We start from the raw sequence: 25,043 nt of genomic DNA on the forward strand, positions 1-25,043 counted from the left end.
TGGTTACGGTAACGATGCGCTGCGCAAGCGTCAAACAATTCGCGTGGCGTCTTGGATTGCTGCTTGGCGGCGTTTTGCTTAGCGGTTCTGCCGGAGCAGCCGAACTCGAAACTTCGAGCGATCCGGTGCGGGCGGCTTTGGAAGCCGAAGCCAAGGGGCAATTAACGGACCGAACGGCGTTGATGGAATTGTCGCAGAACCCCGATGCAGCCCGCTGGCACGCAGGGCAGGTCTTTGTCGATGGTCAGTGGGTGGGGCTTGATCAGCTAAATGCCGAGCGGTTAACGCTTCGCTTAAGGCAATACGTGCAACAACGAGGTGAAGGGGACCTTGATATCGAGGCTCATCGCCACCTAGCCCGCTGGGCGGAAACCAACCAATTGGATGCTCAGGCGAGGGCACATTGGCAAGGTGTCGTGGCGCTGAACCCTGACGACCGAGCGGCAAGGGCAAAGTTGGGGCAGCAACTCGTCAACGGTCAATGGTTATCGAAAGACGAAATTCGTGAGGCAAAACGGCAATCAAAGGAATTGGCAAAGCAAGCCAAAACTTGGTTGCCTAAAGTGAAACAGTGGGTAGCTGCGATTTCTGGCTCGGATGCAAAGGGGAAATTGAAAACGCTTGAAGAGTTGCGGCAACTCGAGGATCCCTCGGCGGTGTATGCATTAAAGCTGGCGGCACTGCAGCTTCCCGACGACTTGGCATTTCCGTTTGTCGAAGCGATCAAAAATGGACGTAGCCGGCAAGCATGTAATGCCTTGACGGAAATCGCGGTCAAGGATCCGGCGTCAAAAAGCGGCCAGGCGGCGATTGCAGGACTGAAAGAATATCGGATGGCGTTTTATGTTCCGAGCCTGCTCGAGTCGCTTTCGGGAGATATTGTGCTTCGGCATCAAACCTTCACTCGTCCCAATGGCGAGGAAGTACTAAGGATTGTGAAATCTCGCGAGCTTCAGGATGTCGAGCAAGTTGCCATTGTTGACAATGTGGTTCAAGCAAATACGCGAGTGGTCATCACCGACCAACTCTCTCAAGCCAACGCGTTGCGAACCAACGCTCGGATCTCGATTGTTGATTTGAATGTCGGGAAAAACGCGGTCGCCAGCCAAGCTTTGCAACGAGATATCCAGCGGCAATCCGATCAGGCGCGTAGGGAGACGGCTGAACAGAATCGGGAAAAGGCACGCAATGAATCGCGGGTTTACGAGGTGCTGCAAGCGGTTTCAGGTGAGGGAATGGAACGAAACGCTGTGGCTTGGTGGGATTGGTGGGATCGCTACAACGAGGCAATGGATTACGGCGCGGAGAACAAGCGGTATGACGTCAAGTACGACCAAGATCGCAGGAATACAGTTTACACGATGCAGTTCTCGCAGTTGGTGGCGTTGCGAACTTGCGAATGTCTGATCGCGGGGACTCAGGTGCAAACCGAATGCGGTCCGAAGTCGGTGGAGTCGATTCGCACGGGCGATTTGGTGCTGTCGCAAGATGTGGAGACCGGCGAGTTGGCGTTGAAACCCGTGCTGCAAACGACGAAGCGGCCTCCAGCGAAAACCATGCGTTTTGCAACCGCGGGCGGCGAGATCCAATCGACACTTGGCCACTATTGGTGGGTCGCCGGCCAAGGGTGGCTGCGGACCAAGGAACTCGAAGTGGGGATGATTTTGCGTCATGCCACCGGCACCAGCAAGATCGAGTCGATTGAGCTGGTAGACGAACCGGTCGAGACGTTCAACTTGATCGTCGCAGACAACCATACGTACTTTGTCGGACCCGAGCGTGTTCTGTCGAACGATGCAACGGACCTCAGGCCTACGCTGAAAGTGGTGCCTGGATTGCCTGTCTCTTCGCTTGCTTCGGCGACGCGAGAATCGTCACCGTGATTATTGGGTAGCAGCACTCGCCAACGGCTTGTTGATTTATTGAGCTGCGACGCGTCAGCGGCCGGGTACCACGCAGTACCCGGTGCTGGTCCACGGCTCACGGTTGCGATTTGGACTTGGATTAAATCAACACGCTTCCAAGAGTTGCGGTCGGTGACACCAGAGAGCGCCAGCCGTCACACGTGACGTTTCGCTACTCGTTATCGACTTCTGCCGCCGCGGGAGCTTGTCCTGCATACAGCGGCATGTGCCGGTAATAAACCTCAAGCGAGTAAAGTGAGAAGCAAGTCGTGTAGAGACGCCCCCCGAAGGCTCCCCACGCATCGGTCAGCGGAGACCAGCTGCCTCGTTCGCCACCGTTTTTCTCCTGCATCGCCGGCAATTCGACTCGCATTTTCTCGTTCCATTCCTCCCACAGCGGACCGCCGTAGTGGTGCAGTGCTTGCGTGGCGTAGTACCAGTAATAAACGTCCATGTCACGACGATCGATGGGATCTCGGGCGACAAACCCACCGAGCCCATGCGACATCTCCGGCCGATTTCGCTGCCATCCCAAGTATTGGCGAATCAACAATCCCTCAGCCGTCATCGAACGTGTCGCCACTTCGCCCACTTGGTACCCATACCCTTGGTCATAGCCTCCTCCGCCAACGGTATCCAAGTACTTTTCGATGTTCATGAACACGTAGCGATCCACATCCAAACCGGCGGCTTCGCCACTTTTGAGCCCCATCAAGAACCATCCGGTCACTGACGTGTCGGAATCAAATTTGGGTTGGTAACGCCATCCACCTTGAGGCGATTGGGCATCCACGCCGAAATCGCATGCTAATTGTGCATACGGTCTTAACCAGTAGTCATGCGTCATGCCATAAAGTTCACACAACGCGATCGTGGCTAGTCCTTGGGCATACATTTTCTCGTGCGGGTTCGCTCGTTCGGCCATGAAGCCGACTCGGTTTTGTTGCTTGACAAGCCACTGGGCCGCTTTCAGCATTTGCCGCTCGTATTTTCCGCTACGGTGAGTGTTGCCGGCGCCCATCAAGGCAATCATCGCCATCGCCGTGGCTGCGGTTTCGTTCTCCATCAAACTGCCGTCACGGTAGGGGCCTCGCAAGCTCCAGCTGCCGTCGGTTCGTTGTTGACGTATCAGCCATGCCAATCCAAGGGCCACGGCATCCTCGGTCACTTGGGTGCCTCCGTATTTGGCCAAAAGCACCTTTTTCATTTCTCCCGTGCGGCCACGGAACATCGACACCGCTTGACTTGCGTTTGGAACATTGCCAATCGCCGCGCCGGAGGTCTTTGGAAGTTGGGCAAAGGGATTGACCGCTGGCAATTCAGAATCAAATGGCAACGGCTGAGTAACCGCGATCTCATGAAACAGCGGTGCCACATCGACCTGTGTTTCGAAGCCGACGTTGCTGTCCGATGCAACCAAAGCATCGTCGAGTTGCGGCATGGGGGCGATCGAAAACTCGACAAATTCCGGCTTCGACTGTGCCGACGCCGGCGTGATTGTCAACATGATTCCTTGGACCGTCTCAGGCGAAATCGTGATGAACGCCAAGATCAGCAGCAGGACGAGGTGAAAGATCGTGCTCAGTAACCAGGCGGGCGCGTTGACGACGCGATCCTTGATTTGCTGAAACGAATAAGGGGTGACGCTTACCGCTGACGTCTGATTGCCGTCGCAAGTGAGCGGTGGTTTCGCATTCTGAAACCAAAAACGCGAGCGGTTGACATTCGCTTCGGCAGGCTCGTCACGCCATCGTGGGGGGGACTTCCTGACACGAGTGGTGGCGGGAAACGGCAGCAAGATGAAATTTGACGAGGTGGGCATTAAATCGGCTCTCGTTGACAACGTCTATTAATGGCCTAGCAATCAGCCCTTGTTATCAAGGACGATTTGCAATCACGACCGTCACGGTTGTGGCAAAGTGCCGGTGATGTTGCTCACTTATCGTATCACGATCTCTGCTCAATGGGTTTGAAAAAAGCTGCAACGTTAGCCGCGGTTCAGCGGAGCTCGTCAAACGTTTCGAGAGCATCTCGCCACGGAGAAAATGCGTTTCGTGGCTACGCTTGCCAGAGCGTGGACAAGCGTGGATCGTAGCCGCGCAAATGTGATTCACGACCTTCTGGCGAAGGCAGCTGCCTGAAAAATCCTTCGCCGCGTTGACCAAAACGGCTGACGAAGTCAACCGTCTCACGAAGTGGGGCAGCGGGCAGAACAGCAGACTGCCGGGTCTAGAAGATCCAGCGAGTTCCGGCCAATAGCGAGTTGAACGAAGAATCGCTGTTGGCTTGCCCTTGATAGGCCACCGTGAATTGGCCGCCCAGCAGAACGCCCATGTCGACCTGGGCACGCAAGATCACCCAGTCATCGCCTGCCATGACGCCTCGGTCTTCGAGCGACCCCGTCGCGGTGCCGCCGTTGGCGACTTGCGATACAAACGTCTCGGATTCGTCCAGATATTCGTGCATCCATCCGAATCGTAGACGAGTAGTGGCGATCCCAAGTGGCGTCGGTGCGGATTGGTTGAGCGACATTCCCAGTACGCTGCGAAGCGATTCGCCTGAGCCGCCATCGTTGGTCAGGGCGAAATCGTCATCGCCGGTTTCACGGATCGCGTCGAGTTCGACACGTGTCGAATGCAGCGCGAGGTAAGGACTCCAAAGTGTCGCGGCGTGTGAGAACAGTGTGCCAATTTCGAAGTAACCGAATTGCGACGAGCCATCAAACCGGCTTTCGGCAAAGTCGGATCCGTCTAGGGCGCTCAGTGAGCGACGAACTTCGTAATCCTGGGTACCAGCACCGCCGGCTGCGACGAGGTAAATGTGTTGGGCAAGATACTCAACCGAGCCTCCCATGCGATACGAATCGATGTCTGCATGTTGGTCGACTCCGCGGGTCTCTAGGTCACCCCAAGCCAAGTGTGCAAACGTATGAACAGCCAACCCATTGGGACTGGCCACACCGCCACCCAATTCGAGTCCGCCGACTTGGTGCCGATATCCCGGGGTCTGCAGGTCGTCCTGGTCGACTTCGCCAGTGATTCCATAGCCGCGCACCCAAGGGGTGATCTGGCATTGGCTGCGGTCCAAATCGGTTTGCAAGACGACACGATCGCGAACCGATTCAAGATTGTTTTGGATGTGGTTGATCTCTGCGCCGATCAGCGATGGGTAAATCGACCCCGACAATTGGTTCACCGCCATCGCGACTTGGTCGGCTGAACCGTTTCGCAGCGTGGTTACGGCGGTCGGAGTGGGGCTGACGGTCCGCAGATCGTCGAGTAAGACCGCAGCAGAGGTTTGGTTGCTTCCCGAGACCACGGTCGTGAACGAGGTGTTGTTGTCTTGGACGATAAAGCCAAATTGGTCTCGTGATGCGGAGGCGGTCATCGCCGCTTCAAGAAAAGGACGGTTCGGCAGCGCGTATACCTCGGCTTCGTTTGTGAACGTTCCGGTCACAGGGCTGCCCGATCTCAGAACGTTGAATGAGTCTCCAATCTTGTATTGGCTTCCAACGAAATTCGGTATCAAGCTAGCATTCGTGATTGTAGTCGTGCCGCTTATATCGATTAGGTCGGCTTCCTGCGTTGCGCCGATATCGGAGATGTCGACTTGGACCTTGGCGTTACTTGCGTCCAGGTTTCCGGTGACATTTAATGTTCCCAGACTACCTGCGGTTGAAGTTGCACCCGGCGCCAAGGTTCCGGCTGTCATCATGTTGCCGGTCACGGTTCCATTGCCAAACACCCTTGTATCCGAGGAGGTGCTGATATCAGTGTCGAGTGATGCAACGCCTCCGGTGTTGATGTTTAGCTGTGTCAGATCCACCAAACTGCCGGTAAAGGTTAGCGGGCCGTTCCCGTTTCGATCAATCGCCACGGTGGTTCCCGTGGCAACACCAAAGGAAACATCTCCGGGGATGTTCGGCAAGTCGCTCAATAATTGAATTGTGCTCGATCCCGGGGTGCTGAAAACGATCCGGTCACCTGAAGATGCATTGGTGATCGCTTCGCGTAGCGAACCTGCACCAGAATCGGCATTGGTCGTCACGAAAATATCCGCTGCGTGAGCGGAGACGCCAAGCTGAGACGCCGCCAAGAATGCGAGTAACACGAAGCGTTTAGAGCGACAGGCAATTTTGGACATGACAATAGGATTCACAGGGGGCATTGCAGTGTGTAACGATATTGCCATCGGCCAATCCCCGTTGTGATCCGTGCAAAAAATCCATGTGTCACAACAGACACGATGCTTGCATTAGATTCATCCGGCAAATTCGTCAAAATTTACCAGGACTACACCGCTGGAAGCCGGTCGCCGGTATCGCCCACGGATCAAATCCAAGTCGTAAACGGGTTGGGTGCGTCGTTGGACCCTTTCTGCTAACGCTGTAAAACATTTTCCGGTTGATACCTTCGCCAGCCGGTGGTGCTTGGTTTTGGCGGCATCAATTCAGGCTGGTCCACGCTCTGGCGAGCGTAGCAACGACATGCAAACGCAGTCATTTGCTGGTGCAAAGTGCGTCACCGTGATGCCTTATTTCCGCTACAAAAACATTTCTTTTTCGTGGACGATCGTTGCAGGACTCAAGTTGTTGCGTATCGCGTCGATCACCAGCTGTTCACCTTGCTCGTTTTTGACGAACATCGCTTGGCCCGGACTGACTCGGGCGTTCCAGTGTTTCTCGAAAACGGCCGCCAGATCACGTTTGGATGCGAGCACGGTCGGAACCGCGTGCAGCATCCATTGCAGCCGATCACGTCGTTCAAGCCAGGGGCGAAGCAATCTCGGCAGCAAACGGTTGGTCAGTGTGTCGGCGGGGATGTCGACCGATCGAGGGATGACGTAGCGGGGACTCGAAAGCGGGCCCAGCGTTTCGCGGACGGATTGGGCGAAAATTCGGGCTTCCTCGGCAGACGCATCGACCAAGAATACACGAACATAGCCGCCGTCACGCGGATTGATCTTCAACACCGAAGTCGCCGAAATTTGAGACGTTTCCTGAAGCGATGCAAACACCGCTTCACTGATCGCGGTTACCAAACTCAATCGGTCCCAGGAACGTTTCGCCTTGGCAAACGGGGGGAAGCCTTCGGTGAATTTGGCTTGGTGTGATCCGATCTCGACCGCCCGGATTGGTTGTCCACTGTAGCTCTTTCCGATCTGCCAAAGTTCGTACGCTGCTTCGCGATTCGCTGCACGGTGGAGCATGTCGGAATTCAATTGCGAAACGCTGCCGTCGACCAGTTCCGGCTTCAATTCGGTAAACGCGGCGTGCACATGCCCAACACCTTTTTCGATCGCACCGTCGTCGCACACTCCAAAGATCGTTTCATGTTTCCGCAAGAAGCGGCGATAATCATCCAGCCCCTTACTGAACTCCGGTGCGATGCAGACGATGTCCCAATTGTTGCTAAGTTTTCGTGGATGATTGGGATCCAAACGCAGCGATCGGCCACGCAATTGATTGACCGTCATCGACGTGGTGGCGGTCGATAGATCCACCAGCACGTTGACCGAATTGGCGTCCCAGCCTTCGCCCAGTAACCCACGCGTGCCGACCAAGCAGCGTGTCGTCCCTCGTTGGAATAGCTCGGTGATCAGTTCGACATAGATTCGCGGACACCAATCGCTGCCGCGGCCATTCAGCTCGTGAAACATCCCCTGGGACGACGACGAAAGTTCGACATCGATGGATCGTACTTGCAGCCATTGGTTGGCTTCGCCCAGGACGCGTTCCTCTAGATCGGCGTCCACCAACACGGACGAACCGGTCACCAACACCGGATCGAGTGCATTGGTTTCGGGATCGTCAAGCAGCATTCGAAACGCTGCCACCGCGCCACCCGCTTCTTCGTCGAGTAGGTGGGCAACTTCCGAACGGATGGCAGATGATTTTTCGAAGTCGGCGATCACGACGGCGCGTAGATCTTGACCGAGAGACTGTGCCTCGTGACGAAGGATCGGAACCACCGCTTGCGTCTTATTGCGAGTGTAGGCAATCACCCGAGACACCGGCGACGCACAGGCTCGGGGGCCTGAGTCGGTGATTTGCACGCCCAGCATCCGCAATCGATCGACCACGCGAGTCGCGGTTTCATGGTCGGTGGTGTGGGGCGAACGGCGAAGGTAGTGACGTGTGTAGCGATCGATCAAGATGATCAATCGTTCTTCCTCGGGATCGTCGCTTGGTAACAGCTCGGGGACATTCTCGGGCAGGGCGATGTTTCGGTCGTTCAAGAACCAAACGGCTGCCGTCACAAAGCGAGGATCGGCCGCAAAGAAGGGGCGCCACTGCGATGCTTGACGTGTGGGAAGTTGAAGGTCACGCAGCACGCGAACCAGCCAATCGGTCAACGATTCCGGTGGCCGCAGGATCAGCGATCCAGGGGCATCCGAGATGGCGTTGGCTTGGCAAAGCTCGTCGATAAGGCTGCGGAATTGTTGGTCGGCCGAGGCGATGAATGCCAGCTCTTTTTCACTTGGGCGAACGAAATACGCCAAGTCTTGATAGGGAGCCAAGTAACCATCTTTGACCACCGCCGGTACGGGCACCTCAAAATCGATCTTGCCGAAAAAATCATCGTATCGCTGGGTGTCTTCGCGTTTCTTTCCCTCGCGATCCGGCGGCGTCGCGGTCAAACCGACAATCACAGGACCATCAAGATACTCGCTGACTTCGGCCAAAACCCGTCCCCAGTGGCCCATCAAATGATGGCACTCGTCCAGGATCAGCAATCCCACGCCATAGTCTCGCAGTCGCACCAACGTGTCCAACGACGTGCGATGTAGCAGCGTCATTGCGCGGCCGCCAATGGCGTCCTCTTCGCGTATTTGTTTTCGAAAGTACGCCAACCGTTCGTTGTAGAATTGGGGATTGTGACCCCGCAGCCCTTCGATCCAATCCTCCGCCTCTTGTTCGCAAGCCGCTTGGTTTTTTGCGATCAGCGATTGAGCCCACAAATCGGTCGCCCGAGCCTCGGTGAATTCGGTGGCCCGCGCGGGCAGCGTCACCGATTGATACGTCAACGAGGTCAGCAATCCCGGCATCAACGGATCGGTGCTGATCAGCGGCGCGAGGTCCATACCATGGCGATGCTCGAACAACTCGGTCCGTGCCGCCCATTGAGCCTGGATCGCTGAATTAGGCGAGAGAACCAACGCTGGTTTACCCACCAACTCGGCCCAGATATAAAGCCCCATCACCGTTTTTCCGCTTCCAGGCGGCGCGACAATGTGCAGTCGTCGCTTTCCCTTGGCCAATTTTTCGCTAGCGATGCGGGCGACCTCGGCTTGCGAAGGGCGAAGCTGACCTCGAAAGCAAATATCGGGCAAACAGGTATCAGGCAAAACGGTGTCTCGGTTTGATAAAACAGCGGTCAGCGAGGACGGATTAACTCAATTTTGCGTGCTTGTTGGGGAAATCTTAGCAAAGGAACGATTCGCGGGGGCGTTCGATCGATTCAAACCCATCGCGTCTCGGGCGGGGCCAGACCACACGAAACCGCTCGCTTCCATCATAAAATGCTTTAAATCGAGTCAATCACGGTAGGTCAATTTCGTTTGATTCGTCACAATAGCCTGGCAACCGGACACCCAAACCTCCGAACCAGCCGCCCAATCACTCGCACCCATTTCATTCGATGATCAAAACCTCTGCTGTGAATGTTCAGCGACGAACCGGAGTCAATCGTTCGGCCGAGGGCTCATCGATTTTGCACCCCCCAACTTCATCACAGGACGCTCTCGAAGTGAGTTCAGCTAGAAAAACAGGAGACGAGAAAGCCGCCGCCCCACCGTCGGATGCGTTGTTGCGATCGATGCTGTTTGGCATCATTATCGTATTGGGGTTGGTCATCGTGTTGCTTGTCGCGGGGATGGGATTGGGGTGGTTTGAACGAGGGTCCAGCGGGACCGAAAGTCCATCGGCGCGACCGATTCCGGCACAATATGATGCGAATCGCGCGTTCGGCTATTTGGTCGAACTTTGTCAGATCGGGCCTCGTCCCTCGGGTTCCGCCGGGATGCAGAAGCAGCAGGAAATGCTGACTCGGTTTTTCCGTGAAGCCGGCGGCGATGTGTCGATGCAAACCTTCGACATCCGGCACCCCGAAACCGGCGAAAACGTTTCGCTCGGGAACCTCATTGCCAGCTGGAATGCGGACCACCCCAAGCGTTTTCTGTTCTGTGCTCACTACGACACGCGTCCATTTCCGGATCGGGACGAAAACAATCCTAAGGGTGTTTTTGTCGGAGCCAACGATGGCGCCAGCGGGACTGCGGCATTGATGGAATTGGCGAATCAGTTCGACCGATTGCCAGCCGATATCGGTGTCGATTTAGTGTTGTTTGATGGCGAAGAATTTGTGTTCGAACAGGGGCGAGACGATTACTTTCTCGGATCGACCTTTTTCGCTGAAAAATATGCCGCCTCGCCGCCGGCCCATCCGTACCAAGCAGGCATCCTGCTTGATATGGTCGGTGACAAAGAGCTCAAGATCTACTACGAAAACAACAGCTTGAAATACGCTCGCAGCTTGGCGCGTAGCGTTTGGGACGTGGCGGATCGACTCGGCGTACGTGCCTTTGTACCTCGCAGCCGACACACGCTCGAAGACGATCATCTGCCGCTGAACCAGATCGCAAAGATCCCCACGATCGACATCATTGACTTTGATTATCCGCGACCAGGGTACGGCGTGAAGTCGTACTGGCACACCGAAAAGGATGTCCCGGAAAACTGCAGCGGAGAATCACTCGCTGCGGTCGTGTGGGTCGTCCACCAATGGTTGTTGTCGCAATCGGCGACCAACTGATCGCGGATTGAAAAAGGTCTAGCCTGCGTTCTGCTGCAGCCATGCGGCCAATGGGTCGTGGGCCACTCGATACCAATATTGGCTTTCGCTTTCCTCCGCCTGGATCGTCGTGTGTTGGATGCGGCGTAGCAGTCGAGTCGCACGAGCGATGGGGAGGGCGTTTTCCAGTGCCGTCATTTCCGCATCGGTCAACGTCGCAATGCTGCGGCGCAGACGAACGAAGAAGTCGTCGCCAATGACGGCCGTCAATGCGTCGTAATCACGGCTAAACGCTTCGGGGCTGAGTCGCTGCAGACCGATGTTCGCGGTTCGTTTATACAAATCGGATCTGAACTGCTTTAGCATCAACGTCAAGGCGGCCAAACAAATCGGGCCGCTCGATGGGGCCTCGGCCAGCTGTTGAACGACTTTTGATGTGTACTTTGACGCACCGAGTGATCGTAGGCAGAATTCTTTGCTCAGCATCGAAGGCCACGTGCCTTCTTGAAACACTTTGTCGATATGCAACAGCGCGATGCGAGAACCGACGTTCCATACGATTTGCTCAGAACTCAGGTTCTTTGACGGAGCGACCGGGATGTCGAATTTTTCGTCGTTGGCGTCGTCGCCCATCCAAGTCAACAGAAGGTCGCACCCACGCAGCATGCCGCCATCATTGAGTTTGCGAATCGCCGAAATCTGCAATGGATCGATCAACGGTGGGGTTTCGCGGCGGAACCGATTGAGCGTCTGGATGACAGGGTCGCTAGTCAAAAAGGCGACGGTGGCGGTAACCGGTTGACGGTGCTGCTGGCCATGTTGGTCCGCTTCGGGTAATTCGCCGAGAAACGTTGACCGTGCGGCCGAAAGCAAACCGGGGGCAAACCGAAGCATTCCGTTGCGAGTGGTCCATTGGTTCACCTTTCCCGATTCGACGTCGATACGAATGCTTTCCTTTCCATGCGTCAGGATCAAATCGCCACCGATAAATTCGTAGTGAACCGAGTCTTTGTAGGCCAGAGGCAGCCAATTCACCGGACTGCTGCGGAAATTAAATCGAAGCGGAGCTTCGTTTTCATCACGCTTCGTATTGCCGGCCAGCGTGAATGTGCCTTTCAAGAATTTATTTGGTTCAGGATCCGCGAAATGTTCCGTGCTGAATTGAATCTGTCCGTCCATCGAACTCAGCGGAATCCGCAAGCATTGCGGCAGAGCCGAGTGATTCAAAATAAACCGATCACGGTCGATTAGCAGTGACACCGTTTCGGATTGGGCATCGGTGGACGTGTCCAATGGAGATCGAAACTCGGCAAACAATCCATCGTTGGACTCGATCACTAACAATTTGTCGTTGCCCCACGCGTTGAACGTTTCAATGTCGTCGCCGCGTGCAGCGATCCCCGCCAACCATTGACTGGCCTTCAACAACACCGTCGCGATCTTGTTGATGGGTTCGTCCAACGGCGGCAGCCCACTGCATTCTTCCACCTCAAGTGACAGCGATTGCGTCTGCTTGTCAAATCGAAATTGATGCTTTTTGAAACGGCCACTGTCCCAAAGTCGTTTTGTCCATTGCTGCAGGTCGCGACGCGCGATGGGATCACCGACCGAAACTCCTAAATAGGCAAGGATCTGCTCCTTGGTATTGATCGAATTGCCTTGGATGTCTATCTCGCTGATTCGATCCGCGACCCCTTCGTCAAGGATTTCGACGAGTAAATCGGCGGTTTGCTTGTCGCGGTCCACTTCGAAACGGACGAGCACGTCGGATCGCGAAAATCCGAGGTCTTCGATGGCTTGGATCACCTGTTGCCGCAACCCAAGTTCTGAATCGAATCGGACTTCATCCCCGGTTTTCCAAACAGGATCCTTCAACTTCGATTCTTTGCCTTGTTCATTCACCCAGTGCGTGATGACGTTTCCATTGATCTCGACAAAGTTGGGGAATGCGGTTGCTTCGGCAAAGGCCTGCGTCAAACGGCGTTCCAAAGATTGCGGATCGATTTGCTTGGCGGATTGGATGCGAACTTGCCCACAGCGAATTTGCTTGCCTTCATCGATGATGATTTCCCATCGCGATAGCGAGGGCTTGGTCTGTGTCGTGACCTGCTGGCATTGGACGCTCGCTTGATCAAACCCTTCGTTTCGATACCCTTTGACCAGCAGACGTTCGATCACGTTCGCCAACTTCGACTCATCGCCGAAGGCATGACTTGCGATCAAAAATTCGGGTTGTGCCTTCAGTTCCTTTAACAGTGTGTGTTTTGAGAAACTGCGATTGCCGACCATTTCGATCCGATTGGCGATCGGGGCGGTCTGTGCCGATGCTGTGATGCAAGTGCAGCAGGGGATCGCGACCGCAATCAGAATCAGGTAGGAAGACATGCGAATCCATTTCGTCACTTCGGTATCTCCGTGGCAGTTTCTTGTTGCCATTGCTCCGCGTTATTGCTCAGCGTTATTGCTCAGCGTCGTTACACTGCGTCATCCCGGCCAGCGCTGGACCTCGTCACCGTCGGCGACATTGCCACCGTCGACGCAGCGACCATTGGTTGTGGGCAATCGGTTCGGGACAATCGGTTTGGGGGCGTCGCAAGCAGTGGGCCGGAACGACACTTTTTGTTCGCTGGCGTTGGGACTGCCCATCGCCGTTTTTTTCTTCGATCGATCGGAAAAAATCCGCGATTTATTCTAGCGATTGTCACTGCCCAACAAAGGAGTCGTTGGTGGGGCGAAAATAGTCATCGTTCTTGGTGGTAAACTGAGGTATGCTGTCGGAAAGATCCCGTCTGTTCAAACCGCAGCTCATCTGGGCTAATTCGCTTGGCGTTCCGCTTTAACGATCGATGGCCAAATCCGAGGAAAATCTAGTCTTATGTTTGCCGGCAGTTTTGTCATCGGAATCACACTCCTCTCGTTTGCCATCTGGTTGCACTGGAACGAGCATCGCGGGTGGGCAAACGAGTCGCCTCAAGGAGCGTTGGATCAACATTACTTTGCATCGCGAATGCGGTCACGGCGTTGGGTTCACCTGCTGTTTGCGTTCTGCGGGATCCTGGTCATTGTCGCGGCGTTCGCGGGGCCTGGGCGAGTTTGGATCGGATGCTGGATGAGCGTGATGGTGGCGTTATTGGTCATCATGGTTTTGGCTGGCGTCGATGCGTTTCGCACACTGAGGTATCAAGCGAAGAAGAAGCCCGAGATTCGCAGGCAGGTGTTTGGGCAAGACGAAAAGTCGTAGATCGCTTGTTAACGCGTTAGAAAAACAGCCCGCCCGACTTTGCTCCTACGGTGAGTGAATCAAAGAAGATCGTCTGCTCTTCGTTTTCGGCCGCGCGGTCGATTGACATTTGGGTTTCCACATCGGCGCCCATGCTGGCGGGTAGGCTACCGATCAAGATGTAGCGTTCGTCAACCAAGTAGGCTTCGATGGTCATGTCCGGCAGCATCGCCGAGACGGACACGCGGCCTTTGATTCCTTGGTAACCATTGCGTTCGGTCGGCGACCCGCCCAACACGTCGCCGGCAACAAACCGCATCGCCTTTTTACGCATCTGTTCTTTGTCGAGTTCCATTTTGCCGTTGTACATCGCACCAAAGAAAAAGATCGATCCGGTCTTTGCGCTTTCGATGACTTTGGACTCCATCGCTCCAGGCGGCATTTCGCGATAGACCTCACCTTCGGGCATGTAGACGGCGCATCCTTCGAACTCGACGACTTGATAACCCGCGGGGACGTTTTTGCTTAACTGTGCTGATGCGTTTGCGGCGGTGGCATTTGCGTCGCCATCACCTCCGCCGAACATCATCGAAACGACAAAAAACATCACAACAAATGCGACCAATCCTGAAACCACTCCGGCAATGATTTTTACCGGCAATGGTTTGCCTTTGCCTGCGGCGTTGTTAGCGGCCGCAGCAGCGGGGACGTCTGACGGTGGATTGCCGTCCGCTTGCGTTTGGTCCGCAAGTGGATCGCCGGGGATGGGACCCTGGTAAGCCGTGGCGGTGGGGTTGACCGGAAAACTTGAGACGGCGGCGGCGGGTGCGGCGCTGGGAAAATTGATTTGGCCGAAATCAAAGTCATCGTCATCGGGGGTAAGCGATCCAGCAGCCGCGGACTTGGTGGCCGCCGGTTGCCGCACCGGGACAACCGCACCGCAGCGTGGGCATTTTACTTTTCCTCCAGCAGGAGCTTTCTGAAGCTTCATTCCGGCTTGGCACTGAGTGCATTTGACGGTCAACATGGCGATTCGATTCGGTGTTTTCTAGGCTTAACTGTGAGGAGGGTAGCCGCAGTGGGGGGCACTCATCCCAGCTTAACATCTTCGAATCACGGTGTGTTTGCTTTTGATGGACCGCGCGGGAGGGAATTTTCTCCCGTAGGTGCGGGGCATTCGCGCCGAGAGGGATGCGTTACAATATCGCCGCGGGTTGTCAGGAGACTCCGCACCCCGTTTGATTTCTCAACGCTACGCGTTTCTTTTGCCGCCAAGGACGAAATTTTCGATGACCACCGCTACTCTTCCCGCTCGTGATCAAGTCAAACCCGGTGACTGCTGGGATCTTTCGAGTCTTTGTCAGGATGACGCTTCGTGGGAAGCGGAATACAAGAAACTTGACGAGCAAATTGCCACCTACGAAACCTATCGTGGGCGGCTGGGAGAGTCAGCCAATGTGCTTGCCGAGGCGTTGACGTTTGACAGTCAATTCGATCGACTCGCCGAACGAGTGGGCACGTATGCGTTTTTGCGAACCACCGAAGATCAAGGCAACAGTGATTCGCAAGCGATGAAGCTGCGTTTCCAAAACTTGGCGGTCCGCGCCGGCCAAGCCGCCAGTTTCATGCGGCCCGAGTTGTTGGCGATCGAAGAATCGCGAATGAGCGAATTGGCGGCAGATGAAAAATTGGCTCCGTTTCGCCTGCAACTCGAACGCCTGCTGCGTTATCGGCCGCACACATTGACCGACAACGAAGAACGCTTGCTGGCGATGCAGGGCGAAATGGCATCGGCCGCCGGTAACGCGTTTCGACAATTGAATGATGCCGATTTGCGGTTTGGTGAAATCGAAGACCACGAAGGACGCAAAGTCGAGCTATCGCATGCAACGTTCGGGCAAATGTTGATCAGCCCTGATCGAAAAGTGCGACGCAAAGCGTTTCACCAATATTACGAGCAATTTAAAAACCACGAAAACACGCTTGCCGCCACGCTCGGCGGCAGCATCCAACGCGATGTCTATTACGCGCGTGCCAAGAACTACGACAGCAGCCTGCAGGCGGCATTGTTCCCCGACAACGTGCCGGTGGATGTCTACGACAATTTGATCAGTGCGGTCCGTGAATCGTTACCCAGCGTGCACCACTATCTCGAGGTGCGTCGCCGCAAAATGGGGATCGACAAGATCCACCATTACGACACCTATGTGCCGATCCTAAGCGGTGTCAAAAAACATCACACCTGGGACCAAGCGGTCAACGTGATACTCGAATCGCTGGCCCCGCTGGGTAGCGAATACGTCGGAGTGCTTGAAGCGGGGCTGCGCGGGCGTTGGGCCGATCGCTATCCCAACCGTGGAAAGCAAAGCGGTGCGTTTTCATGCGGCACGTTTGACGGCGACCCCTATATCTTGATGAATTTCAAAGAAGAGGTGCTTAACGACGTGTTTACGTTGACCCACGAAGCCGGGCACTCGATGCACAGCTGGTATTCGGCACGCAGCCAACCGTTTGAGTATTACAACTACACGATCTTTGTCGCCGAAGTCGCCAGCACGTTTAACGAGCAATTGCTGACCGATTACTTGTTGAAAAATGCGGCCGATGACAACGAACGCGCCTACTTGATCAACAACGAACTCGATGGCATCCGAGCCACCGTGGTGCGTCAAACGATGTTTGCCGAGTTCGAAAAGATCACGCATGAAATGGCCGAAGCGGGCAAACCGTTGACCGTGGCGACATTCCGCGAAATCTATCGTGATCTGTTGACCGCCTACTTCGGGCCCGATTTTGTCATCGACGAAGAACTCGAACGCGAATGTTTCCGGATCCCTCACTTTTACCGTGCGTTTTACGTTTACAAGTATGCCACGGGGCTGAGCGCGGCGGTGGCACTTTCACGGCGAGTGCTCGAAGGCGGCAAACAGGAACTTGACGATTACCTACGCTTCCTATCGGGCGGGTGCAGCAAGGATCCGCTCGATTTGCTGCGTGATGCCGGCGTCGATATGACGCAGCCCGAGCCGGTTGCAACCACGCTTGAACGTTTTCGCACCTTGACCGAAGAACTGGATCAACTGATTTAAGTTCGGCGGATCCAACGGCCGCTTGCTTTTCAACTCATTCGCTTTTTCAACCAGTGGACTCGTGTGATGGCCAATTTGACATTTTGTGGCGCTGCAGGCACGGTGACGGGATCTTGTTCGCTGGTCGAAAGCGACGGCAAGCAGTTCTTGGTCGATTGCGGGTTGTTTCAGGGAACGAAAACAACACAAAGCTTGAACTACAAGCCGTTTCCGTTTGATGCAGCGAAAATCGAGTTCTTGTTTCTTACCCATGCTCATATCGACCATTCGGGATTGCTGCCGAAGTTGGTGCGAGCTGGGTTCCGTGGCAAAATCTTCGCCACCAATGCCACCTGTGACTTGTTAGAGTTCATGTTGCGTGACTCGGCGTACATTCAAGAGACCAACGCCGAGCGTTTGAATGTCAAACGCGAACAAAAAGGCCAGGATCTGATCGAGGCGATCTACACGATGGAGGATGCCGAGCAAACGCTGCGGCAACTCGAACGTGTTGAATACGAACAGTGGTTCAGTCCCGGCGATGGGGTGCGTGGGCGTTTGTGGAATGCGGGGCACTTGTTGGGATCAGCCTCGGTCGAACTGCAGATCGATGAATCGGGCGACACGATTCGCGTGTTGTTTTCGGGCGATCTCGGTCCCGATGAAAAAGCGTTTCATCTGGCGCCGGACGCGCCGGCCGGCTACGACTATGTGATTTGCGAAAGCACCTATGGCAATCGTGATCGCGAGGACTATACGCTGGAAAAACGCCGCGAAATGATGCGCGAAGAATTGACTCTCGGGCTCAAACGTGGCGGCAATATCGTGATTCCCTCGTTTGCAGTCGAACGCAGCCAAGAACTGCTGCATGATATCGGCGTGCTGATTTCGACGGGCCAGATTCCTGAAGCGGATGTCTATATTGATTCCCCATTGGCAAGAAAAGTCACCGAGGTTTTCATTGATCACGCCCACGATTTGGATGACATCGAAGTCGACGCAACAAATATCTTTCGGCATCGGCGTTTTCATCTCGTCCAAAGCGTCGAAGAGAGCAAGGCGATCAATCGGATCAAACGGGGCGCGATCATCATTTCGGCAAGCGGGATGTGTAACGCGGGCCGAATCAAACATCACCTGAAAAACAACATTTGGCGACGCGAATCAACGGTCTTGTTTGTCGGTTACCAATCGCCGGGCACTCTTGGGCATATTATCACCAGCGGTGCAAAACGAGTTCGCATCTATGGCAAAGAATACAAAGTCGAAGCGGCCATTCGCAGCATCGGTAATTATTCGGCGCATGCCGACCAAGGCGAACTGATCGATTGGGTGAAAGAACGCGGCCCCGTGTTGGGGGCCTTGTTTCTAAATCATGGCGAAGACGATGCGCGGCAAGTGATGCGGGAAATGTTGCACGAACATGGGATCGATCGTGACATGATTTTGATGCCGCAGTTCGATGAAACGTTCGAGTTGAAACCGCATCAATGTCCCGTGTTGGTGTCGCACCCCAAACCGCGATTGGATGAATCACAAACGGTCCGCGATTGGCACAATGACTACGCTTCGTTCATGATCAATTTGAACGACAAACTTGGCTCGCTCGATGATGCACATCAAAAGGCCGAATTGATCCATCAATTGTCGGCATTGTTGGGGCGTTAGAAGTGGTTCGTCTGGTGGTATGGTCACAGTCCGATGCGAAGTCTGTTTAAGTATATCGTCGACGCGGTGCGGCAGCCTCGCGAAGAGCTGACTCGTCATCAAGAGTCGGTGCGGTATGCGTTTGATTTGACCGCTCATTGTTGGCGTCAATTGGTGCATTATCGTGCCGAGGGCATGGCGGCCGAATTGACCTACCGAACGATCTTTTCACTGATCCCCGTCGTCGTGCTGGGGTTGGTGATGTTTCGCATCGTTGGCGGGCTCGAAGAGGTGCAGCAGAAAGTCGAAGACCAAGTCTATTCGTTTTTTGGTGTGCCCTACATTCCCGAAGACTACATTGACCGCGAGCCAGAGCAAGACGAAGAACCGCTGATGGATTCGGATGCGAGCGAGGGGCAATCCGATTTCAGTTTATCGTCTCCGGCGATGTCACCGTCCACTCCGGCGGTGGTTCAAGAGACGACCTCTGATTCGCCGGCACAACAGGTCGCCGAGCCAAGTGAATTGCTTTCCGAAACCGTCGCCGGCAGCGAAACCGAGGACCTTAGCAGCGACCCGGAAAGTGACGCCGAATCGCGACGTCAAGCACGCGCAGGAATTCGCAAGGCGCTGCACGAAGCGACCACCAAGATTGCCGAACTCGATTTTGCCTCGATTGGCGTCATCGGCTTGGTGCTGTTTATCTATGCCGCAATCGCGTTGGCCAATGCCACCGAATCGATTTTTAATTTGATCTTCGAAGCATCGACCCACCGCCCGGTTCACATCCGAGTTGCCATTCATTGGTCAATCATCACCTTGGGCAGCGGGTTGTTGGCGATCAGTTTGTATTTGTCCGGGCAAGCCGTCGATTGGTTCGGAACGCTCGGGGCGAATCAGAAAATGGTGGTGATCGCATCGCATGCATTGTCATTGATCGCCAGCTGGGCGCTGTTGTTTTTGCTGTATGCGTTGATGCCCAACACACACGTGTCGGTTCGAGCGGCGGCGATCGGATCGTTTGTGGGGGCATTGTTGTGGCAGGCGGCAAAAACGGGATTTCAGTTTTATGTCGCCACGGCATTGCCCTATTCGGCGCTGTATGGGGCGCTTGGCTTGATCCCGCTATTTCTATTTTGGATCTATTTGACGTGGTTGATCTTTTTATTCGGTTTGATCCTGACCCGAACGCTCCAGATGATGCGTGGTCGACGATCGGCGAAGTGGATTGATGCCGATGATGAAACGGCGCTGCACGGCGATCCCGATTGGATGTTGCCGATGATGGTCGAAGTGGCCGAAGCGTTTGAAGCGGGCAAGACGCTGGATTTTCAACAGCTTTCCACGCAACTTGGTCTAAATGGCAATCATGCCCGCGAGATGGCAGAACGGCTTGTCGATGCAAAGCTGCTGCGGCGTGTGACTCAAGGCAATGACGATGACGAGGATGATTCATTGACGTTAGGGCGGCCGGCACATCAGATCGAAATTCAAGAGATTTTAACGCTGGCTCATCATTCACGGTCCATCAGCCGCCATCGAGCCTGGGTGGCGCTGCGAGAAATCCAGCAGGCCCAACATGATGCCATGGCGGGGCGAACGCTCGCCTCGCTGATGAGTGACAGCTAGAACGATTTTTTTAAAATGGATCGGGGGGATTCGCGTGCTGATGCGGCGAGTGGCGTCGCGGTCGAAATCGTTGCATTTTTACTTGCCGCGACCGGGCCGCTGCTGCGAAAGCTTTTTCCCGAAACAGCCCTCGCCAACGCCCCCATTACTTGCACTGGACGTGGGGTGCCTTATGATCAAGGGGCTAAACGACTCGTACCACCGAGTCCTCCGTCTGTCCCTTCGAATGTTATGAGCGTCATGATGCTGTCGCCCGTCGTTTCCGCTGCCGCCGAAGCTGCCTCTGTTGGTTTTGCATTGCCGCTGGCAAATTGGCAATTGCTTGGCCAAAAGCCGATGAACGTGGTCTGGTTGGCGATCGTGTTGTTTGTGCTTTTCCTGATCGCAATCTTAGGGTTCTTCTTCATCCGCTACGGAAAACTGTGGTTTCAAGCTTACATGTCGGTCGCCGACGTCAGCTTGATGAGTCTGATTCGGATGCACTTTACCAAGGTCAATCCGAACGTGATTGTCCAGGCCAAGGTGATGTCGGCCCAAGCCGGGCTGAGCATTTCGCGTCGCGACGGGATCAGCACCCGGCGGTTGGAAGCGCACTATTTGGCAGGCGGCAACGTGATGAATGTGATTCATGCGATCATCGCGGCCCATCGCGCCGAAATCCCATTGGATTTTGACCAGGCGGCTGCAATCGACTTGGCTGGACGTGATGTGCTTGACGCAGTGCAAACGAGTGTCTATCCGAAAGTCATCGATTGTCCCGATCCGAGCCGAACCGGCAAAACCACGCTCAGTGCGATCACCAAAAATGGAATTGAACTTCGGGTGCGAGCCCGCGTTACGGTGCGGACCAATATCGAACAATTGATCGGCGGTGCGACCGAGGACACCGTGATCGCACGTGTGGGCGAGGCAATCATTAGTTCGATCGGTTCGACGACGGATCACTTCAAAGTGCTCGAGAATCCCGACATGATCACTCGCGTGGTGCTGTCGCGTGGTCTGGATGCCCAAACCGCGTTCGAAATCGTATCGATCGATATTGCGGACATCGATGTTGGCGAAAACATCGGCGCACGTTTGCAAAGCGATCAAGCCGAGGCGGACACTCGCGTGGCTCGCGCCCAAGCCGAGCGTCGACGCGCCGAAGCGATCGCCGAAGAACAACAAATGAAAGCCAAGGTGGCCGAGAATCGTTCGCAGTTGGTTTTGGCCGAAGCCAAGGTGCCGATGGCAATGGCCGAAGCGTTCCGTGGCGGTCGCATTACCGCGCCAAACGCCAACTAAGCAATGAGTCGCAAATCTTATCGAGTGAAATTCGCGGGCGGTGCGGGTTTTGAATTAGCCGGCATTATCGACCGTCCGGATACCACCGCCGCGGTTCCCGTGTTGGTGCTGAGTCATTGTTTTACTTGTAACAAAGACTTGAAAGCGATCGTGCGAATCTCTCGCGGGCTTGCCGAACGTGGGATTGCAGTGCTTCGCTACGACATGACCGGGCTTGGGGGCAGCAGCGGAGATTTCTCGCAAACGAATTTTTCGACGAACGTGGCTGATTTAAAAGCTGCGATCGCATTTGCGAATTCTGAAATCGGCGATGTGCACGCGTTGATGGGACACAGCTTTGGCGGAGCCGCGTCGTTGGCGGTGGCAAGCGAATACTCAACCGATGCCTCCGACAAACTTGGCTGCGTGATCGCGTTGGCCGCGCCAAGCGACACCTCTCATTTGGCGAACCTGTTGTTGCGAATGAACCCCGCGATTGAAAACGACGGCCAAGGCGAAGTGTCGATCGGAGGTTTCCGGTGGCAAATCGACTCGCAAATGGTCGCTGATTTTCGTCGACACGATCTGCCCGACCGAATCAGCAAAATTCGCATTCCCACGATGGTCATGCATTCCCCCGTGGATGAAACGGTGGGGTTTGATCATGCACTGCGGATCATGTCGCTGATCAATCAGTCGGATGTGTCCGAGATGGACGCGTCGAGTTCCACGCACGGCAAACCGCTCTGTTCGTTGGTATCGCTCGACGGTGCGGATCATTTGTTGGCCCAACATGCTCACGATATTGAATATGTCAGCGATTTGGCTGCCGCGATGGTGCGTCGCTACTGTCGCCCCTAATGGAAAACCTGTTACCCGAGGCCTACAAAACCGCGATGCAGCGAGAGATTCTATTATTTGCCGCGCTTCGTGATGCCGCGGGTACCGATTCGCTCGTCATTGATGTCGGCAGCGATGCGACGGCCGCCGATGTGATTTGCGAAGTCGCGCAGCGTGTCCCGTCGATGCAAACGCTGCTGGCGTCGTGCCGCGTTGCACTGGACAGCCGCTATGTTGCGAACACTCAGCCGCTTGGGACGGCAACCGAGATTGCGATTATTCCCCCGGTTAGCGGCGGATGAACGTGATGTCGGAATGCTACGTTGAATTGACCGAGAATCCCATCGATGCGGGGGCGTTGTTGACTAAGGTGGGCGATCCCGATGTCGGAGCCCATGCATGGTTCTATGGCGTGACGCGGCGGACCACCGGCGACCGAGTGACTAGTCTGCTGTCCTACGAAGCTCATCCATCAATGGCGGTGGCGGAGCTAAAACGGCTGGCCGCCGAAGCGATCGAGCGGTTCGGTCTGAACAGCATCGTCGTCGTCCATCGCGTAGGCGAAGTCCCCGTGGGCGAAGCAAGTGTGGTGCTAGGTTGCAGTAGTGCGCATCGAAAATCATCGTTTGCAGCACTTCCGTGGTTGATGGACCAAATCAAAACCGACGTCCCGATTTGGAAACGCGAAACGTATGCCGATGGCACGACGCAGTGGGTGCATCCAACGGAATCGGTGGTGGATGAACGCGAAGCGGAGGACGATGCATGACGCTGCCTCGCCGAATCTATCTCGATCACGCCGCGACGTCGTGGCCAAAGCAAGACGATGTTCTCGATGCGGTGGACCGTTACGCTCGCGATTGTGGTGCCGCGTCGGGACGTGGCCAATATCAATCGGCAAATCGAGCCGATGCGATCCTTCGTTCGGCGCGGCTCGGGCTGACGCGTTTGATCGGAAGTCCTTCCGCTGAAAGTATCGCATTTTTTAGCAATGGTACTCAGGCGATCAACGCGGCGATTGCCGGGATCGTTCGCGATGGAGACCATGTCGTGTGTACCGCTGCCGAACACAACAGTGTGCTGCGGCCATTATCGCATCTTGCTAACACTCGCCGTGTCACCCTGACCGTTGTCGAATGTGATTCCGACGGCGTGGTACGGGCCGAGGATGTGCTCAATGCGGTGACCGAATCAACTCGCTTGGTCGCGGTCACGTCGGCTAGCAACGTCACTGGCGGCGAGCAACCGATTCAAGCGATCGGCAGCGGGTTGCGAAGCCTTCGTTCGGCAACCGACTGCACGGCCTTCCTGTGTGACGCGGCACAAACGTTGGGCTACCTGCCGATCGATGTGCAAGCCTGCAGCATTGATCTGTTGGCAGCACCGGGACACAAGGGAATCGGTGGCCCGCAAGGCACTGGATTTTTGTATGTCTCGCCAACATGGCACGAAGAAATTGCGGCAAGCGTGTTTGGCGGCACCGGCAGCCAATCCGAGTCGTTGGCGATGCCGACAACGATGCCGGCAAAGCTTGAGCCGGGGAATTTGAACGTCGCAGCAATCGCCGGCTTGGATGTCGCGGTCAAACAGATCGCTGCCCGCGAAGAAGCGGTCTACAGCGAGACGCTGCAATCGGTCGCCCGTCAGTTGAACGAGGGGCTTCGCTCTATCGAATCGATCCGCGTGTTTGGAAAACCAAGTCGATTGCCGATCGTCAGTCTCGCGATCGACGGATTCGAGCCGACGGATTTGTCGGCGATTTTAGATGCTCAATTTTCAATCGAAACGCGAGCCGGTTTGCACTGTGCCGCACTGATTCACGAGGCGATCGGTAGTGCACCCGCCGGGACGTTACGAATCAGTGGTTCGGCAACCACGTCGGTTGAAGAGATCGATGCGGTGATCGCAGCCATCCGGCAGATTGCCGATGCACTCGGTTGAATCTGCCGCGGATGCGTGTAACGAGGCCAGCCCCGCGCCGCTCCACGAAGGAAACGTACGCTTCAGGCGACTTTCGTCGCCCATTGCCGAACAATTGTCTCAACGGTTCCGCGAGCGGAATTGGATCCGAAACGCGAACCGTTGAGGACAACGATTCTATATCGGGAACGCGGGATTTAGCGGCCTAGGTACAGCGAAAAGCCACCGCGTCCGATCGAGATGCCGGTTCCGCCGCGATAACCGTAGCCCCCGTAACGTCCGTACGATGGGTAGCCATAACCGCCGCCGTAATACGACCGGTACGGAGCCCGATAACGAGACCCGTAATGATGTCCATGATGCACCGGAGCGCGGTAGCTGTGATGGACGCCATGGTGACCACGGTGGTGGCTGCCGTGATGGTGCCCGCTGTGCCGTGAATAACGACCGTGGGCTGCATCCGCGCTACTTGTCATCACAACGCCAGCGAGAACGAACACGCCAGCAAATAAAATTTTCTTAAACATCGGGATTGCTCCAGGATGGTAGGGTGTCAAACGAGGCAACCGCAGCAAAATTGATGCTGCGGCCTGGTTCATGATCGATTCGTCGTCAAGTGATTTCTTGACGGCCGCGGATCTTTCAATCGCGACATGTTGAAACACGCGATGCTGCGATGATCGAAACTTCACGATCGCTACACCTGGGGGGCGTGTTTCACGAACCTCTCACCCTATCAATGGGCATCGCCGCCGCCGTA

18 protein-coding genes are annotated in these 25,043 nt (G+C 55.4%); 11 read left to right on the top strand and 7 right to left on the bottom strand.

All coding sequences use genetic code 11. From position 1 onward, the window contains the following. Positions 1–14 precede the first annotated feature (14 nt). Complete coding sequence (locus ABEA92_RS14705) at positions 15–1,883, top strand: polymorphic toxin-type HINT domain-containing protein (RefSeq protein WP_345684599.1); 1,869 nt, start codon at positions 15–17, stop codon at positions 1,881–1,883. A gap of 193 nt (positions 1,884–2,076) precedes the next feature. On the opposite strand, the gene ABEA92_RS14710 is transcribed toward ABEA92_RS14705, so the two are convergent. From ABEA92_RS14710 to ABEA92_RS14720, 3 genes are all read right to left on the bottom strand, one after another. Beyond that, on the bottom strand, positions 2,077–3,726 hold the full coding sequence (locus ABEA92_RS14710) for a prenyltransferase/squalene oxidase repeat-containing protein (protein ID WP_345684600.1): 1,650 nt from the start codon (positions 3,724–3,726) through the stop codon (positions 2,077–2,079). 407 nt (positions 3,727–4,133) lie between these two features. Beyond that, the gene (locus tag ABEA92_RS14715; protein WP_345684601.1) at positions 4,134–6,047 is read right to left on the bottom strand and encodes an autotransporter outer membrane beta-barrel domain-containing protein; all 1,914 of its coding nucleotides are present in this window, start codon (positions 6,045–6,047) and stop codon (positions 4,134–4,136) included. Positions 6,048–6,446: 399 nt separating this feature from the next. Further along, on the bottom strand, positions 6,447–9,251 hold the full coding sequence (locus tag ABEA92_RS14720) for a DEAD/DEAH box helicase (protein ID WP_345684602.1): 2,805 nt from the start codon (positions 9,249–9,251) through the stop codon (positions 6,447–6,449). A gap of 470 nt (positions 9,252–9,721) precedes the next feature. Here ABEA92_RS14720 and ABEA92_RS14725 point away from each other — a divergent pair, with 470 nt between their 5' ends. Beyond that, positions 9,722–10,717 carry a M28 family peptidase gene (locus ABEA92_RS14725; RefSeq protein WP_425572440.1) on the top strand — a complete coding sequence of 332 codons (996 nt, stop codon included), beginning with the start codon at positions 9,722–9,724 and terminating at the stop codon, positions 10,715–10,717. Positions 10,718–10,735: 18 nt separating this feature from the next. Here the strand turns inward: ABEA92_RS14725 and ABEA92_RS14730 are convergent, their stop codons facing one another. Continuing rightward, on the bottom strand, positions 10,736–13,132 hold the full coding sequence (locus ABEA92_RS14730) for a POTRA domain-containing protein (RefSeq protein WP_345684603.1): 2,397 nt from the start codon (positions 13,130–13,132) through the stop codon (positions 10,736–10,738). 48 nt (positions 13,133–13,180) lie between these two features. Beyond that, entirely contained in the window at positions 13,181–13,342 is a 162-nt protein-coding gene (locus ABEA92_RS14735) for a hypothetical protein (RefSeq protein WP_345684604.1), read from the bottom strand. A 229-nt stretch (positions 13,343–13,571) separates the two neighbouring features. Here ABEA92_RS14735 and ABEA92_RS14740 point away from each other — a divergent pair, with 229 nt between their 5' ends. Beyond that, a complete protein-coding gene (locus tag ABEA92_RS14740) occupies positions 13,572–13,937 on the top strand; it encodes a hypothetical protein (protein WP_345684605.1) in 366 nt (121 codons plus the stop codon). Positions 13,938–13,953: 16 nt separating this feature from the next. On the opposite strand, the gene ABEA92_RS14745 is transcribed toward ABEA92_RS14740, so the two are convergent. After that, complete coding sequence (locus ABEA92_RS14745; protein ID WP_345684606.1) at positions 13,954–14,943, bottom strand: zinc ribbon domain-containing protein; 990 nt, start codon at positions 14,941–14,943, stop codon at positions 13,954–13,956. Positions 14,944–15,205: 262 nt separating this feature from the next. Here ABEA92_RS14745 and pepF point away from each other — a divergent pair, with 262 nt between their 5' ends. From pepF to ABEA92_RS14785, 8 genes are all read left to right on the top strand, one after another. Continuing rightward, a complete protein-coding gene (gene pepF / locus ABEA92_RS14750; protein ID WP_345684607.1) occupies positions 15,206–17,005 on the top strand; it encodes an oligoendopeptidase F in 1,800 nt (599 codons plus the stop codon). Between the two features lie 66 nt (positions 17,006–17,071). Beyond that, positions 17,072–18,652 (top strand): MBL fold metallo-hydrolase, encoded by a 1,581-nt coding sequence (locus tag ABEA92_RS14755; protein WP_345684608.1) that lies wholly within the window; start codon positions 17,072–17,074, stop codon positions 18,650–18,652. A gap of 33 nt (positions 18,653–18,685) precedes the next feature. Further along, positions 18,686–20,260, top strand: a complete 1,575-nt coding sequence (locus ABEA92_RS14760; protein ID WP_345684609.1) for a YihY/virulence factor BrkB family protein — start codon at positions 18,686–18,688, stop codon at positions 20,258–20,260. Between the two features lie 336 nt (positions 20,261–20,596). Further along, positions 20,597–21,544 carry a flotillin-like protein FloA gene (gene floA / locus ABEA92_RS14765; RefSeq protein ID WP_345684674.1) on the top strand — a complete coding sequence of 316 codons (948 nt, stop codon included), beginning with the start codon at positions 20,597–20,599 and terminating at the stop codon, positions 21,542–21,544. A 3-nt stretch (positions 21,545–21,547) separates the two neighbouring features. Continuing rightward, entirely contained in the window at positions 21,548–22,384 is an 837-nt protein-coding gene (locus ABEA92_RS14770) for an alpha/beta hydrolase family protein (RefSeq protein ID WP_345684610.1), read from the top strand. Continuing rightward, a complete protein-coding gene (locus tag ABEA92_RS14775; protein WP_345684611.1) occupies positions 22,384–22,665 on the top strand; it encodes a MoaD/ThiS family protein in 282 nt (93 codons plus the stop codon). Before ABEA92_RS14770 ends, ABEA92_RS14775 begins: the two co-directional genes overlap by 1 nt. A gap of 5 nt (positions 22,666–22,670) precedes the next feature. Continuing rightward, the gene (locus ABEA92_RS14780; protein WP_345684612.1) at positions 22,671–23,132 is read left to right on the top strand and encodes a molybdenum cofactor biosynthesis protein MoaE; all 462 of its coding nucleotides are present in this window, start codon (positions 22,671–22,673) and stop codon (positions 23,130–23,132) included. Further along, on the top strand, positions 23,129–24,304 hold the full coding sequence (locus tag ABEA92_RS14785) for an aminotransferase class V-fold PLP-dependent enzyme (protein ID WP_345684613.1): 1,176 nt from the start codon (positions 23,129–23,131) through the stop codon (positions 24,302–24,304). The genes ABEA92_RS14780 and ABEA92_RS14785 overlap by 4 nt, the downstream gene beginning before the upstream one ends. A 176-nt stretch (positions 24,305–24,480) precedes the next feature. Here the strand turns inward: ABEA92_RS14785 and ABEA92_RS14790 are convergent, their stop codons facing one another. Continuing rightward, entirely contained in the window at positions 24,481–24,975 is a 495-nt protein-coding gene (locus tag ABEA92_RS14790; RefSeq protein ID WP_345684614.1) for a hypothetical protein, read from the bottom strand. Between the last annotated feature and the right edge of the window lie 68 nt (positions 24,976–25,043).

Source organism: Novipirellula caenicola (assembly GCF_039545035.1).
Taxonomy (GTDB): Bacteria; Planctomycetota; Planctomycetia; order Pirellulales; family Pirellulaceae; genus Novipirellula; species Novipirellula caenicola.

Coding starts and splice junctions, on each gene's coding strand:
- ABEA92_RS14705 (WP_345684599.1), top strand. CDS start 15: ATGCGCTGCGCAAGCGTCAAACAATTCGCGTGGCGTCTTGGATTGCTG.
- ABEA92_RS14710 (WP_345684600.1), bottom strand. CDS start 3,726: ATGCCCACCTCGTCAAATTTCATCTTGCTGCCGTTTCCCGCCACCACT.
- ABEA92_RS14715 (WP_345684601.1), bottom strand. CDS start 6,047: ATGTCCAAAATTGCCTGTCGCTCTAAACGCTTCGTGTTACTCGCATTC.
- ABEA92_RS14725 (WP_425572440.1), top strand. CDS start 9,722: ATGCTGTTTGGCATCATTATCGTATTGGGGTTGGTCATCGTGTTGCTT.
- ABEA92_RS14730 (WP_345684603.1), bottom strand. CDS start 13,132: ATGGCAACAAGAAACTGCCACGGAGATACCGAAGTGACGAAATGGATT.
- ABEA92_RS14735 (WP_345684604.1), bottom strand. CDS start 13,342: ATGGGCAGTCCCAACGCCAGCGAACAAAAAGTGTCGTTCCGGCCCACT.
- ABEA92_RS14740 (WP_345684605.1), top strand. CDS start 13,572: ATGTTTGCCGGCAGTTTTGTCATCGGAATCACACTCCTCTCGTTTGCC.
- ABEA92_RS14745 (WP_345684606.1), bottom strand. CDS start 14,943: ATGTTGACCGTCAAATGCACTCAGTGCCAAGCCGGAATGAAGCTTCAG.
- pepF (WP_345684607.1), top strand. CDS start 15,206: ATGACCACCGCTACTCTTCCCGCTCGTGATCAAGTCAAACCCGGTGAC.
- ABEA92_RS14755 (WP_345684608.1), top strand. CDS start 17,072: ATGGCCAATTTGACATTTTGTGGCGCTGCAGGCACGGTGACGGGATCT.
- ABEA92_RS14760 (WP_345684609.1), top strand. CDS start 18,686: ATGCGAAGTCTGTTTAAGTATATCGTCGACGCGGTGCGGCAGCCTCGC.
- floA (WP_345684674.1), top strand. CDS start 20,597: ATGAACGTGGTCTGGTTGGCGATCGTGTTGTTTGTGCTTTTCCTGATC.
- ABEA92_RS14770 (WP_345684610.1), top strand. CDS start 21,548: ATGAGTCGCAAATCTTATCGAGTGAAATTCGCGGGCGGTGCGGGTTTT.
- ABEA92_RS14775 (WP_345684611.1), top strand. CDS start 22,384: ATGGAAAACCTGTTACCCGAGGCCTACAAAACCGCGATGCAGCGAGAG.
- ABEA92_RS14780 (WP_345684612.1), top strand. CDS start 22,671: ATGTCGGAATGCTACGTTGAATTGACCGAGAATCCCATCGATGCGGGG.
- ABEA92_RS14785 (WP_345684613.1), top strand. CDS start 23,129: ATGACGCTGCCTCGCCGAATCTATCTCGATCACGCCGCGACGTCGTGG.